Origin of the sequence: Serratia sp. JUb9 (assembly GCF_014298095.1) — a bacterium.
GTDB lineage: Bacteria > Pseudomonadota > Gammaproteobacteria > Enterobacterales > Enterobacteriaceae > Serratia_B > Serratia_B rhizosphaerae.
The window spans coordinates 2,622,286-2,635,144 of record NZ_CP060416.1; the positions used below are offsets into that span (position 1 = coordinate 2,622,286).

At 57.6% G+C, this 12,859-nt stretch carries 14 protein-coding genes and 1 pseudogene; 3 read left to right on the forward strand and 12 right to left on the reverse strand.

From position 1 onward, the window contains the following. Position 1: 1 nt before the first annotated feature. The 3 genes and pseudogenes from HF675_RS12395 to HF675_RS12405 form a co-directional block, all read right to left on the reverse strand. Positions 2-1,129: an efflux RND transporter periplasmic adaptor subunit gene (locus tag HF675_RS12395; protein ID WP_187043119.1), complete on the reverse strand. Its 1,128-nt coding sequence runs from the start codon at positions 1,127-1,129 to the stop codon at positions 2-4. Positions 1,130-1,458: 329 nt separating this feature from the next. Next, positions 1,459-1,590, reverse strand: a pseudogene (locus HF675_RS23810) (AcrZ family multidrug efflux pump-associated protein); the annotation flags it as partial. A 235-nt stretch (positions 1,591-1,825) separates the two neighbouring features. Then, positions 1,826-2,299 carry an Rrf2 family transcriptional regulator gene (locus HF675_RS12405; protein ID WP_105231109.1) on the reverse strand — a complete coding sequence of 158 codons (474 nt, stop codon included), beginning with the start codon at positions 2,297-2,299 and terminating at the stop codon, positions 1,826-1,828. 367 nt (positions 2,300-2,666) lie between these two features. Between HF675_RS12405 and HF675_RS12410 the strand changes: the two genes are divergently transcribed. Further along, positions 2,667-2,879, forward strand: a complete 213-nt coding sequence (locus tag HF675_RS12410) for a glycine zipper 2TM domain-containing protein (RefSeq protein ID WP_105231108.1) — start codon at positions 2,667-2,669, stop codon at positions 2,877-2,879. Positions 2,880-3,038: 159 nt separating this feature from the next. Here the strand turns inward: HF675_RS12410 and HF675_RS12415 are convergent, their stop codons facing one another. Next, on the reverse strand, positions 3,039-4,295 hold the full coding sequence (locus tag HF675_RS12415) for an MFS transporter (RefSeq protein WP_187043120.1): 1,257 nt from the start codon (positions 4,293-4,295) through the stop codon (positions 3,039-3,041). Positions 4,296-4,364: 69 nt separating this feature from the next. Next, positions 4,365-5,546, reverse strand: coding sequence for a M20 aminoacylase family protein (locus HF675_RS12420; protein ID WP_105233338.1), 1,182 nt, complete (start codon positions 5,544-5,546; stop codon positions 4,365-4,367). 119 nt (positions 5,547-5,665) lie between these two features. Between HF675_RS12420 and HF675_RS12425 the strand changes: the two genes are divergently transcribed. Beyond that, on the forward strand, positions 5,666-6,598 hold the full coding sequence (locus HF675_RS12425; protein WP_105231106.1) for a LysR family transcriptional regulator: 933 nt from the start codon (positions 5,666-5,668) through the stop codon (positions 6,596-6,598). A gap of 49 nt (positions 6,599-6,647) precedes the next feature. On the opposite strand, the gene HF675_RS12430 is transcribed toward HF675_RS12425, so the two are convergent. Both HF675_RS12430 and mrdA read right to left on the reverse strand, forming a co-directional pair. Continuing rightward, positions 6,648-8,366: a penicillin-binding transpeptidase domain-containing protein gene (locus tag HF675_RS12430; protein WP_187043121.1), complete on the reverse strand. Its 1,719-nt coding sequence runs from the start codon at positions 8,364-8,366 to the stop codon at positions 6,648-6,650. Between the two features lie 102 nt (positions 8,367-8,468). Then, positions 8,469-10,394: a penicillin-binding protein 2 gene (gene mrdA / locus HF675_RS12435; RefSeq protein WP_172606279.1), complete on the reverse strand. Its 1,926-nt coding sequence runs from the start codon at positions 10,392-10,394 to the stop codon at positions 8,469-8,471. Between the two features lie 326 nt (positions 10,395-10,720). On the opposite strand from mrdA, the gene HF675_RS12440 reads away from it, so the two are divergent. Continuing rightward, on the forward strand, positions 10,721-11,002 hold the full coding sequence (locus HF675_RS12440; RefSeq protein WP_105231104.1) for a YjcB family protein: 282 nt from the start codon (positions 10,721-10,723) through the stop codon (positions 11,000-11,002). Positions 11,003-11,040: 38 nt separating this feature from the next. On the opposite strand, the gene HF675_RS12445 is transcribed toward HF675_RS12440, so the two are convergent. The 5 genes from HF675_RS12445 to HF675_RS12465 form a co-directional block, all read right to left on the reverse strand. Further along, positions 11,041-11,448, reverse strand: a complete 408-nt coding sequence (locus HF675_RS12445) for a lysozyme inhibitor LprI family protein (protein WP_105231103.1) — start codon at positions 11,446-11,448, stop codon at positions 11,041-11,043. A gap of 184 nt (positions 11,449-11,632) precedes the next feature. Further along, positions 11,633-11,968 carry a contact-dependent growth inhibition system immunity protein gene (locus tag HF675_RS12450; RefSeq protein WP_158684808.1) on the reverse strand — a complete coding sequence of 112 codons (336 nt, stop codon included), beginning with the start codon at positions 11,966-11,968 and terminating at the stop codon, positions 11,633-11,635. A 7-nt stretch (positions 11,969-11,975) separates the two neighbouring features. Beyond that, the gene (locus HF675_RS23965) at positions 11,976-12,260 is read right to left on the reverse strand and encodes an RNase A-like domain-containing protein (protein WP_187044734.1); all 285 of its coding nucleotides are present in this window, start codon (positions 12,258-12,260) and stop codon (positions 11,976-11,978) included. Next, complete coding sequence (locus HF675_RS23970) at positions 12,211-12,354, reverse strand: RNase A-like domain-containing protein (protein WP_158684807.1); 144 nt, start codon at positions 12,352-12,354, stop codon at positions 12,211-12,213. The genes HF675_RS23965 and HF675_RS23970 overlap by 50 nt, the downstream gene beginning before the upstream one ends. A gap of 138 nt (positions 12,355-12,492) precedes the next feature. Next, a complete protein-coding gene (locus HF675_RS12465; RefSeq protein ID WP_158684806.1) occupies positions 12,493-12,777 on the reverse strand; it encodes a hypothetical protein in 285 nt (94 codons plus the stop codon). Positions 12,778-12,859 lie beyond the last annotated feature (82 nt).

A 12,859-nucleotide genomic window follows, 5' to 3' on the forward strand; every position in this document is an offset into this window, starting at 1 on the left:
ATTACTCCACCTTATCCTTGGCGGCCGTCACTTCGACAGCGTTGACCCGGCTCCCCGCCTTCACCTTATCGGTACCTTCGATAATCAGCCGGTCGCCCGCCCGCAGGCCGGAGGTCACCAGCCAGTTGCTACCGACCACCCGGTCGGTAACCACGCTGCGCTGTTCAACCTGATTCTTCGGGTTCACCACCCAGGCCGTGGCGTTGCCGTCGGCATCGCGGCCGATCCCCTGCTGCGGCGCCAGAATGGCCTGCGGATCGACGCCGTTTTCCACCGTCGCCCGTACATACATGCCCGGCAGCAGCTGGTGCTGCGGATTGGGCACCACCGCACGCAGGGTAACCGAGCCGGTTGACTCGTCCACCGCCACTTCGGTTAACGCCAGTTTTCCCGGCTGGGCATAGGCGCTGCCGTCTTCCAGCTGAACCTTTACCGGCACCGTCTGCGCCGTTTGGGCGGCCGTCAGACGTTTGCGCAGCGTCAGCAGCTGGCTGCTGGACTGCGTCAGGTCGATATAAATCGGGTTAAGCGCACGGATGGTGGCCAGCGCGTCGCTCTGACCGGCGGTGACCAGCGCGCCGGGCGTTACGGCGGAAATGCCGATGCGGCCGGCAATAGGCGCCCGCACTTGGGTATAGTCCAGGTTGATTTTGGCGCTGGCGACCGCCGCGCGGTACTGCGCAACCGACGCAAGCGCCTGTTGATAGGTCGCTTGCGCATCATCGGCGTCCTGCTGAGATACGCCGTTTTCTTTTACCAGCGCCGCATAGCGCCGGGCCTTGAGGCGGCTGGATTTCACCGTCGCCCGGGCATTTTGCAGCTGCGCCAGCGCCTGATCGTAGCTGGCCTGATAGCTGGCCGGATCGATCTGATACAGCAACTGACCGGCTTTCACCTCCGCCCCTTCGGTAAACAGCCGCTGTTTGATAATACCGTCAACCTGCGGACGCACCTCAGAACTCATCGCGGCGATCACCCGCCCGGAAAGCTCGCTGCTCAGCGTCACCGGCCGGGCCTGTAGCGTCCGCACGCCCACGTCCAGCGGCCCCGCCGCCGGCGTGTCCGACGGTCGATCGCAGGCGCTTAACAGCAGCGACAGGCTGAGCAGCACAACACTTCTTACTTGCATAGAAAATCACCGACACATAGAGAATGAACGTTTATTCTCAATGATAAGGAGATCGTCGTCTGGCAACCGTCAGGATTGGGTAAAGGTTAACGACGCAGAGTGAAAAAGTGGTTAACAACGGCGAATATCGGCACACAGTGTGCAGAGGTGCAGAGGTGCAGCCAAAAACGGCGGCTGAGGGAAAAGTGCAATAAAAAAGGGCCGAACCGGATAGCGATTCAGCCCTGTTTATTGGCGTAACGTGATTACGCTTCGGCGTTGGCGGCCGCGGGTTTGACGCGCGCTTCCGTAGCCGGTTTCGCCTGTGCAGCGGCGGCTGGCGCGGGTTTTTCTTGCTTCTTGCCGGCGTTGGAAATCAGGTTAAACAGTTCGCCCAGGCCATAAATCACCCCCAGCAGAACCGCAACCATGACCGGCACCAGAATAACCACCGTAGCCAGGCTTTCTAACATCTCAATCATCGTCGTCTCCTGGTCAAAATAATCTCTGACGACGCATTTGGCCGTCAGTCGAAAAATGAGCGAAACATCCCCTCCCGAAGAGAGTGATTTCTCAGGGATTTTCCTCATCGAATAAGCGTGTCTTATATGTGACAAAAGTGGTCACACTTTTGACGTGGATCAATGTAACGTACACAGTTACATTAAATCAATGCAAAAAAATGCTCTTTAAAGAGCCAATGATTCACGGAATTGATTAATTAGGCAGGTTTGTTGTCGATGCGGGTTCACAGGGGGTGAAAGGATAGCCGGCACAGGCTTCTACCCGGCCGACGATATCAGCCAGCGTGGTTTTCTCCAACGCATGGTCCATCTGGCGGCTGATACGTTCAAACTCCCCTTCCAGTACGGGCACAATGGCGTGTCCGATGTAGCAGGCATCATTGGGCTTGGAGCGGTGCAGCGGGAAATAGGGCTGCTCTTCCACCGCATGGTAAATATCGCGCAGCGTAATGTCGTCGGCAGGCCTGGCCAACAAGGCGCCGCCTCCTTGCCCCATCTGCGAGTGCGTCAGCCCGGCCTCCGCCAGCGCGCCGAGAATGCGGCGCACCACCGTAGGATTGGTATTCACACTGCGGGCAATATCCTCTGAACGCACCGCCTGGCCGCGAAACAGCGTAATATTGGTAAGTATGTGAATAGCAACGGCAAAACGGGTTGAGGTAGACACGCTGGCACCTGCTGAATTTCTTATGACCGGATAAGAATGTCATATTAGTGACACGAGAGTCCCATACTGAATAGCAGGCCGCCAAAAGTCAATGAACGCGGCGTACGCCGTTAGCTTTTTGTGTCATTGATAACACAATTGCGCGTAGCGGCTCTTCACGCCGGGCGTGCCCCACCGTGCGGCATGGTTGGCTATTTCGCCCCAAACGGCGATTTCCCGCACAGGCAAATAAGATTCCCTCTACAAAAAATTAAGAATATTTCCCTATTTTATTTTTGAACGGCGGAATACATTCACTGCAACTTTTACCGAGGCATTAATCTTTACGTTGTCGTTTATTAATTCCTCACTTTTACCAGGAAACAATATGAACATTAAACGTGCCGCTGGCGTAGCTGTTTTGATTCTGTCAACGCTGTCTGTCACTGCGTGTGGCCACATGTCCAATCGCGATCGTAATACCGCTGTCGGCGCCGGCGTCGGCGCGCTGGGCGGTGCCGTACTGACCGACGGCAGCACCCTGGGAACCCTGGGCGGCGCTGCGTTGGGCGGCATCATCGGCCACCAGACCAGCCGTTAATCGCCCCTGTAATCCGACGTTGCCGTCGCTCCCTGGCGGCACGTCGGATAATTAATTTTCTTCCTTATTAATTAGTCCATTTCCTTTCTTCCGCGGGCAATGAAAAATGTCGCTGCACCGCCACCGTCTATTTTCTGGTTATTTTTATAGCGCAGCCACTTATTCCAGCGCTTTATCACCGGTTTCCTCAAAACGGGCCACCGCCAGCAGCGAGATTAATACGCAAATCATCATATACCAGGCCGGCGCCATTTTATTGCCGGTAACGTCCAACAGCCAGGCGGCCACCAACTGCGCCGTACCGCCGAACAGCGACACCGCCACCGCGTAGGCGCTGGCCATATAGCTGGCGCGGATATGACGCGGGAAGCTTTCCGGCATCAGCGCATAGGCCGGCGCGGAACCCATGGTGTAGAACAGCATCAGCACGATCATCACCGACATCACCGCCGGCAAGGTGGGAAAGTGCGTCATGGCCCAGAATGCCGGGTACAGCAACAATAGCAGCATCAGGCGGCCGAACATCGCCAGCGGCTTGCGTTTGCGCAGTTTATCCGACCAGGCGCCGTAGATCGGGCACATGACAAATGAAATCACGCTGGTCGCCAGCGCCACCATAATCGACAGCCGCTCCGGCAGCCCCAGTTGCTGGATGCTGTAGGTCGGCAGATAGTAAATCATGATGTAGCTGGAAACCGACATGCCCATGATCGAAAACACCGTCAGCAGCCAGTTGCGCACGTGGCGCGCCTCGAACACCCGCCGCTCTGCCGGTTTGACCGCCGGCGGCTCGTCAACGATATGCCGGCGCAGATAAATGCCCACCGGCACAATCAGCGTGCCGAGCAGGAACGGAATACGCCAGCCCCACTCCGCCAACGCCTCCGCCGACAGCGTGAAGGTGAGAATCGCCGCGACGGCCGCTCCCAGCAGCGCTGCGGCTCCCTGGCTGGCGAGCTGCCAACTGGCGCGAAAACCGCGGCGCTCGTCGGAACCGGTTTCCAGCAGCGTGGCGGTGGCGGCGCCGAACTCACCGCCCTGGGCGAAGCCCTGAATCAGCCGCGCCAGTACGATCAACGCCGGCGCGGCCACGCCGATAGCGGCGTAGTTGGGCGCCAGGCCAATCATCGCCGCCCCCAGCGCCATCAGCATAATGGTCAGCGTCAGCGCCGCACGGCGTCCTTTCTTATCGGCATAATAGCCCAGCACCACGCCGCCGAGCGGCCGGGCGACGAAGCCGATGGCAAAGGCGGAAAACGCCAGCATGGTGGAGATCACCGGATCGTGACTGGGGAAAAACTGCTTACTGATCGCCAAGGAGAAATAGCTGTAGACGGTAAAATCATAAAATTCGAGAAGATTACCGAACACGGCAGCGACAATAATCTTTCGCTGCGAGGTTTCAACCGTGTGCATAGACACTGCTCCTGTCTGTTAACCCTGTCTGTCATTAAAGCCGCGCCAGGCGGCGTGTTGTTGTTATGGTTATGCCGTGAGGAAACGTTCCGTCAGCCGTGCCCAATAAGCGGCGCCGACCGTCAGGTTGGCATCGTTAAAGTCGTAGGCGGCGTTGTGCAGCATGGCGCTGTCGCCATTGCCGAGACGCATAAAGCAGCCCGGGCGCTGCTGCAGGTAGTAGGCGAAATCCTCACTGCCGGCGATCGCGGGAAACGGCGCGACCACCTGTTGTTCGCCCAGCAGCTCTGTGGCTACCTGACGGGCGAACTCAGTTTCCTGTTCGTGATTGATCAGCACCGGGTAGCCCGGCAGGATATCGACCTCGGCGCGCGCGCCGTAACCGGCGGCATGCTGCTGCGCCAGCTGGCTGATGCGCTGTTTTAACTGTTCGCGCACCTGTGGATTAAACGAGCGCACGCTCAGTTCCATCGTGGCGCTTTGCGGGATAACGTTGGCGGCGTGGCCGGCATGCAGCGAGCCGATGGTGACCACCGCCGCCTCGGTCGGGTCAATATTGCGCGCCACCACCGTCTGCAGCGCCATCACCAGGCTGCTGGCGGCGACCAGCGGATCGACCGCCAGATGCGGCCGCGCCGCATGGCCGCCCTTGCCGTGCAGCGTGATGGTGATGGTGTCGCAGGCCGCCATAAAGGGACCGCTGCGGAACATCATGGTGCCGGCGGGATAGCCGGGATGGTTATGCATGCCAAAAATGGCGTCGCACGGGAAACGCTCGAACAGGCCGTCGGCGATCATGCGCTGCGCCCCGCTGTTGCTGCCGATCTCTTCCGCCGGCTGAAACACCAGGTGCAGGGTGCCGGAGAAGCTGCGGCTCTGCGCCAGGTAGCGCGCGGCCCCCAGCAGCATGGCGGTATGGCCGTCATGGCCGCAGGCATGCATCACGCCCGCCTGCCGGCTGCGGTAGTCGTGGTCACCACTTTCTTCGATCGGCAGCGCGTCCATATCGGCGCGCAGCGCCAGGCGCTTGCCGCCGTCGCCGATCTGCAGCGTACCCACCACGCCATAGCCGCCGATGCCGGTGGCGACCTGATAGCCCCACTGCCGCAGTTTGTCTGCCACCAGCGCGGCGGTGTGCTGCTCAAAATTGGACAGTTCAGGGTGCTGGTGCAGATGACGCCGCAGCGCGGTCAGCTCCTCCTCCAGCGGCGCGACATCCGCCAGCGCCGTATAATTACCGTTATTTTTCATTTGGTTATACCAATAATTCAGCAAAGGGAACCATCGAGTCTAGCATCGGTTTTTTACTGCTCACATAACATACCGCGTGCTATTGTGTTGCTTTTAAGTCAACAGTTGAGGCGGCAATAATGCGTGGGGACAGCTTTGTCAGCGAGGTGGATGAACGCCAGCTGCGTTATCTGTATGAAGTGGCCAACTACGGCGGCGTGCGGGCCGCCGCCGATAAACTGGGCGTTAACGCCTCCGCCGTCAGCCGCCAGTTGGCCCAGTTGGAACACAAACTCGATATGGTGTTGCTGGAGCGCCAGGGGCGCGGCGTCACGCTGACGGAAATCGGCCTGCATCTGGTGGATTTCTACCGCGAGCGGCTGCAGCGCCAGCAGGAACTGACCATGCAGCTGCAGGAGTTTCGCCAGTTAAAACGCGGCCATATCGCGATCGGCGTCGGCGAAGGGTTTATCGACCGGCTGCTCGGTCGCGCGCTGCGCGATTTCAGCGAGCACTACCCGGATATCGTGGTCGATGTGCGCTGCGGCTCTACCGCCGAGATTATCGCCATGGTGCGCGAAGGCCAGGTAGATATGGGGCTGTGCACCGGTGTCGATGACTTTGACCCGCTGCTGAAAGTGCGTTCATTCCGCGGTGCGCCCTTTTCCGCCGTGGTCAGCGTCAGCCATCCTTTGGCCAAACAGCGCAGCGTAACGGTGCGTGAACTGCAGAGCCAGCGGCTGATTTTTATGCCCGATCACTTTGGCGTGCAGCGCTATTTACACGCGCTGGCGCAGGCCGAGCAGATCCACTTCGCCCCGTCCTACCGCTGCAATATGTTTACCGCCGCACAGGCGATTGCCGCCGCCGGGCTGGGCGTGGCCTTTATGTCCAGCGACGCCACCCGCCATCCGGTCGACGAGCGGCGCGTCACGGCGATCCCGATCGATCATCCGATCGCCCGCGCCTTTCCCAGCCAGTTGATCTGCCGCGTCGGACGACGTATGACGCCGGCGGTCAGCTACCTGTGGAAACAGCTGGAGCACGGGATGATGCGGACGGGCGTGAAGTAGTAACGGGAACAAGCAGCCTGCCGGAACGACATCCGGCAGGCCGTGGGGTTTAGCCTTTAATGTGTGACACCACGTTCAGCGGCTGGGCGTCCGGCAGGATATTCATATGTTCCAGCACCTGGCCCATGATTTTGCCGAACACCGGGCCGGCCACCGAACCACCGAAGTGCTTGCCGGCTTTCGGGTTATTAACCATCACCACCAGCGCCACCTGCGGATCGCTGGCCGGCGCAACGCCGGCGGTGTAGTTGATATAGCCGCCGTCGTATTTGCCGTTGGTACCCATTTTCTCCGCAGTACCGGTTTTTATCGCCAGACGGTAGCCCGGCACCGCAGCGCTGACGCCGCTGCCGCCCGGCAAGGCGTCACTTTCCATCATATGCACCACCGACTTCACCACCGAGGCCGGCATAACGCGCTGGCCCACCACCGGCGGCGTCACCTTGGTGATCGACAGCGGCCGATAAACGCCGAACGCACCGATCGCCGCGTACTCACGCGCCATCTGCAACGGCGTGACCCGCAGGCCGTAGCCAAATGAGAAGGTGGCGCGTTCGATATCCGCCCAGCGCGTGCGGTGCAGCGGCAGGTAGCCGCTGCTCTCATTGCCGATGCCCAGTTCGGTCGGTTTCCCCAGACCGAAGTTCTGATACACCGCCGGCAGAATGGTGGCAGGCATCGCCAGCGCAATATGCGACACCGCAATATCGCTGGATTTTTGCAGCACGCCGGTGATGCTCAGCTTCGACCAATGGCCCACATCGCGGATCAGATGGCCGTTGACCCGGTACGGCGTGGTGTCCAGCACGGTATCGGGCTGGATCAGGTGGCGGTTCAGGCCGACCATCACCACCAGCGGTTTCACGGTCGAACCAGGTTCAAAGCTGTCGCTGCTGCACACGTTGCGGATATTCTGCGACGGCGCGTTGGCGTAGTTATTCGGGTTAAAGGTCGGGTAGCTCGCCATGCCGAGCACTTCGCCGGTGTTGACCTTCACCAGCACCGCGCAGCCGGAGTCCGCCTGGTTGGCGATCACCCCGTCGCGGATCTGGGCAAACAGCACATACTGAATAAATTTATCAATGCTCAGCGTGATGTTCGGCGGCGGCACCGGGTCGACGTTTTTCAGCACGTTAATCACCGCACCGTTGCCGTCTTTCTGGTACACCCGCAGGCCGTTTTTGCCCTGCAGCAGGTGGTTAAAGCCGCGTTCGATGCCCTCCAGCCCCTGGTTATTCTGACCGACGATGCCAATCAGCCCGGCGGCGTCTTGCCCCATCGGATAAAAGCGGCTGAAGTCCTGCTCGCTGCTGACCCCGGTCAGGTGCAGCTTCTTGATATATTCCGCATTGTCATCCTCCACTTTACGCGCCAGGTAGACGAAGCGTTTGCGGGCGTTACGCTGGATCAGCGCCTGAATATCGCTCAGCGGCATTTTCAGGATATTCGCCATACTTTGCCAGCGTTCGTCGCCGGTGTTGGTCTGGCTGTCGATAATATGTTTCGGGTCGAGCACGATATCGCGCGAAGATACGCTGACCGCCAGCGCTTCGTTGTGGCGATCGCTGATCATGCCGCGGTTGGTCGGCACCACCTGGGTACGCACTGAGCGCTGATCCGCCTGACTGGTCAGTTGCCGGTGCTCCAGCAACTGCAGATAGCCGACGCGCAGCATCAGCAGGATAAAGCAAAGCAGTATCCCGGCGCAGATCCAGCCAAAGCGCAGCGAAGAGTAATTTTTAACGTTTTTTTTTGAAGATGGTGCCACTGTTAACCCTGCGTTTTTATTCGGATTATTTATCCCTGCAGTCTACTCAGAAAAATCCAGTAGGAAGATTGCAGTTTGTAAGAAAGTAACAATAAGCTTCAGTTACTGTTGCACATCAGCACTGTCGCTCATCGGCGCTTTCACTTTTTCCGGCTCGCCGGCCGGCGGCGCGTTGGCCGGGTCGAAAATATGGTCGAGGATCGCCCTCGCGGTCGGCCCGGCCACCACGCCGTCTCCCCCGCCGTTTTCCAGAATCAGCGCCATCGCCACTTTCGGATGTTGGTACGGCGCAAACAGGGTGTAGAAAATATGGTCGCGCAGCCGCACCGGGATCATTTTGGCGTTATAGGTCTGGTTCTCCTTCAGCCCGAACACCTGCGAGGTGCCTGATTTGGCGGCGATGTGGTAAGGCGCGCTGTGGAACAGTTTATAGCCGGTGCCGTTGGGCAAGTTGGCCATGCCGTACATGCCGTTACGCACGATGCCCCAGTACGGCGAGTTAGGATCGCCGACCTGCGCGCTGGGCGCCGGCTGCTGATAACGGTTTATCTGCGCGCCGCGCTTCATCGAATACAGCAGATGCGGATTTTTCACCTTGCCGTTATTGAGCAAAATGGTCAGCGCTTTGACCATCTGAATCGGCGTGGCGATCCAGTAGCCCTGGCCGATGCCCACCGAAATGGTATCGCCCTGATACCAGGTCTTTTTATGCACCCGCTGTTTCCATTCGCGGCTCGGCAGCACGCCGTTGTACTCTTCGTTCAGGTCGATGCCGGTCGGTTTGCCGTAGCCGAACTGGCTCAGCCAGCTGTGAATGCGGTCGATCCCCAGATCGAAGGCTACCTGATAGAAGAAGGTATCAGCGGATTCCTCAATCGCCTTGGTGACGTTCAGCATGCCGTGGCCGCTTTTCAACCAGTCGCGGTAGCGGCGTTTGGTGCCGGGCAGCGTCCAGGTCGGCGCGCCGAAATAGGTGGTGCTCGGCGTGATCACGCCGGAGAATAAGGCGGACAGCGCCATATAGGGCTTCACCGTTGACGCCGGCGGATACAACCCCTGGGTGGCGCGGTTAATCAACGGCAGATCGGGGTTGGACAGCAGCGATTTATATGATTTGTAGCTGATGCCCTTCACAAACGGGTTGGGATCGTAGCTCGGGCTGGAGACCATCGCCAGAATGCCGCCGTCGCGCGGGTCTTCCACCACCACCGCCGCACGCTGGTTTTTCAGCACCGATTCGATGTACTGTTGCAGGCGCACATCCAGCGTCAGGTAGATGTTTTTACCGGCCTGCGGCGGCTGTTCTTTCAGCAGCCGCACGATGCGGCCATGGTTATCCACTTCAACTTCCCGATAGCCGGTGACGCCGTGCAGCGCCTTTTCGTAATAGCCTTCGATGCCCTGCTTGCCGATATTATGGTCGGCCGCATAGTTCTCCATCTCCCCGTTTTCGGTCAGCCGTTTGATGTCGCGATCGTTGATTTTCGACACATAGCCCACCACGTGCGCCAGCTGCGCGCCGTAGGGATACTGCCGCTGCTGATAGCTGTCGACCGTGACGCCGTTGAAGCGGTATTGGTTGACGGCAAAGCGCGCCACCTCCGTTTCGCTCAGTTCGCTTTTTAACGTTACCGGCTTATAGCGGCTGGTGTGCGCCATCTGATCGCGGAAACTGCTGATATCGTCCGGCGTTAAATCGACGATCGGCGTCAACGCCTGCAGCAGCGCCGACATATTGGCGATTTTGCTGGGAATGACCTGCAGTTGGTACAGGGTGAGATTGCGTACCAGCGGCACGCCGTTACGGTCATAGATCAGCCCGCGGCTGGGGGCAATCGGCACCATTTTGATATCGTTCTGGTTGGAACGCGTCTGATAGAAATCGTGTTGTTTCACCTGCAGGCGGTACAGGTTGTAAATCAGCGCGCCGAAGCAGGCCACAACGACCAATAACGCCACGCCGGCGCGGCGGACAAACAGCATTTCCTCGGCGGAATGGTCGCGAATTTTCTCTTTTAATAGGGCCATGCGGGGCGGGTTACCTGTTTGACAGCTTATTCCCGCTGTAAAAACAACGGGTTGAAAAACGGCCAAGCATAGCGTTATTCATCACGCTGCCCCATGAAAAGGTTGCTAATGATGTGGCAGAAATGTTTCAGCATGTTTGAATGTGTCGCGAAACGGTAATTTCCTCCGGCGAAGGCATTGAGCCGTAAATCAGGGTGGTGCTACAATGTGATCAGGATCACACTATTGATCCTGCTTTTTCTTCACGTCGCTTCCACCGCTCTGCGTTATCGGCACGCCGAATTGAGACGGACGAACGCCAATTTTGTAGTCAAGGATCAGTTTCGATGAGTACCATAGCCACGGGCTTTATCATGATGCGCTGGGAATTGCTGAGCGCCGTCATGATGTTTATCGCCAGTCAGTTAAACGTTGTTTGCCGCAAAGCCAGCCGTAACGGCATGGCGTTTATCTTCAGCAGCCTCGGGCTGTTTACCACCATCTGGTTCGTCATGGGGTTAATGGGCATCACCCTGACCCAGGAAGGCGTGTCGCACTTCTGGGCGGTGAGCAAAGATGTGTTTATTGATGTGATGAGCAATATGCCGACCGACTGGCCGATCCCCTGAGCAGCATACGCGCCGGCCTGAAGACCGGCGCGTCACGCTTATGACGCCGGCGGCAGCGGGCAGCTGGTATCACCTTCCGGACACGCCAGCAACTGTTTGAACTCTGCGGCGCGCGCCTGCGTTTTATCCGTCAGGCAGTTACTCAGGACAAATCCGTGCAGCGAACCGCCTTCGCTGGCGCCGGCGCTGAACTGGCAGTCCGCATCGCGAAAGCCAATCCAGGCGCGCTGCGCGGCAACCAGCCGCTTAGCGGCCGCCGCATCGCCTTTTAACCGGTTCTGCAGCTGCTTATACAGCGTATTAAGCTGCGCATCCGCCTGTTTGTACTCGTCTGCGGCGCAGATGTTCATTTCGGTCTGGCTGTTTTTATCGCCGCACGCCTGTGCCGCCCAGACCGTTTGCGATGTCGCCATCAGCAACGCGGCGCCCAACAGAGCTACTTTCATAATGCCTCCCGGCCAGTTTTGTTCTTTCGTTACGAATCTGCCTAGTGTGCTGTCAGTGTAATCCTCTTAATCAAACGGTGAGTTGTTTTTTATGATGGGGGTTTCTTTCGGGTACATCCATGAGTACAACATCTATCGCAGTGCGTTTTATTACCTGCTTTTCATTCGCCAAGTAAAGGCGAACTCATTGCGATCGCTCTGAGCACTTAAGGGCCGCTAACTTTTTCTCAGCTTTTTGCTGTACCAGCGTGAAGAATTCCTGCGCCGTGGTTCCCCAACTCTCCGGGACAAAATCGGCAGAAAATTGTATAGCCATCTCCTCGCTCAGACGCCCGGCATAGGTGGCTTGGAACTCTCTCACCTCCTCAAGGATATCACCGATCACCTGATAGCCGTTTTGTTCTAGAAAGCCATCAATCACCCCCTCTACCGTTTCAGCATCGGTAAACAGGTCGTAGTCCTGGCCAAAGTAGAGGTTAATCAAATGGTTTAATTCGCTGAAATCTCCATGAAATCGCATAGTTACCTCAAAAATCGGGAAATGCAGTGAGTATGAAATAGGACTTACCGTTAAATTCCTGGTGGTGCAAAATCACCTTCAACCTTGCAGTTTTCACTATCCGCGGAGAATCTTTGCCAAGGCCGTAGCCAATCTCACTCCCCATCATGTGGGTAAGCTCGAGGTTAGGCCGTCCTCCCGGATTTATTACCCAAAGTCTGATCCACTCCTTATTCGCTTTTAATGCTGAACTTATTGCTATCTCAGCCGGAACGTAAAGAGTTAAACGAAGATGCCTTGCGGATGCGCGGATTTTTCAAACGTTCTGCTAATTGTTCTTTGGTCAACCCTACATGCCGAGCAATAGTATGCCCGCCTGGTTTAACTCCCGTCATTGATTCATGCATAATTAGTTTTATCCTCCCGCACAATGTTTAAACCTTCCTCGTTAGCCATAACATTTCCATCCATTGGATTGTTTCACTGCGTACAGGAATAACCAGCGGCGTTGGCCGACGCCGCAGTACGGAGCCGGCGCACGGTGCTCAATCCTTCAGCTGTTTCTCCATAATATCCGCCGTTTCGGCCGCTGCCCCCTTATACAAATCCATATGCTTGCTCGTTTTCTTGCCGATATAAATAAACATGCCGGCCATCAGCAGGAACGGGCCGGCCACATATATCCCCAGGAAGCCCAGCCCGAAGAGCAACGGAACCAAAAGAATGATTGCGGAGATAATTAAGCAAACCCAGCCCAGCCGGCTAAAACTTTTGCCAAACTTCTGCACGCCATTGGTCTGAGCTTCCAATAATTTCCTGGTATGACTCATTAGCAAACTCCCTGTTTGTTATCGATGAAATTAAACCGTCTCAACCACGACGGTTGATATCGGCTGCGCTGATTCTATGCCT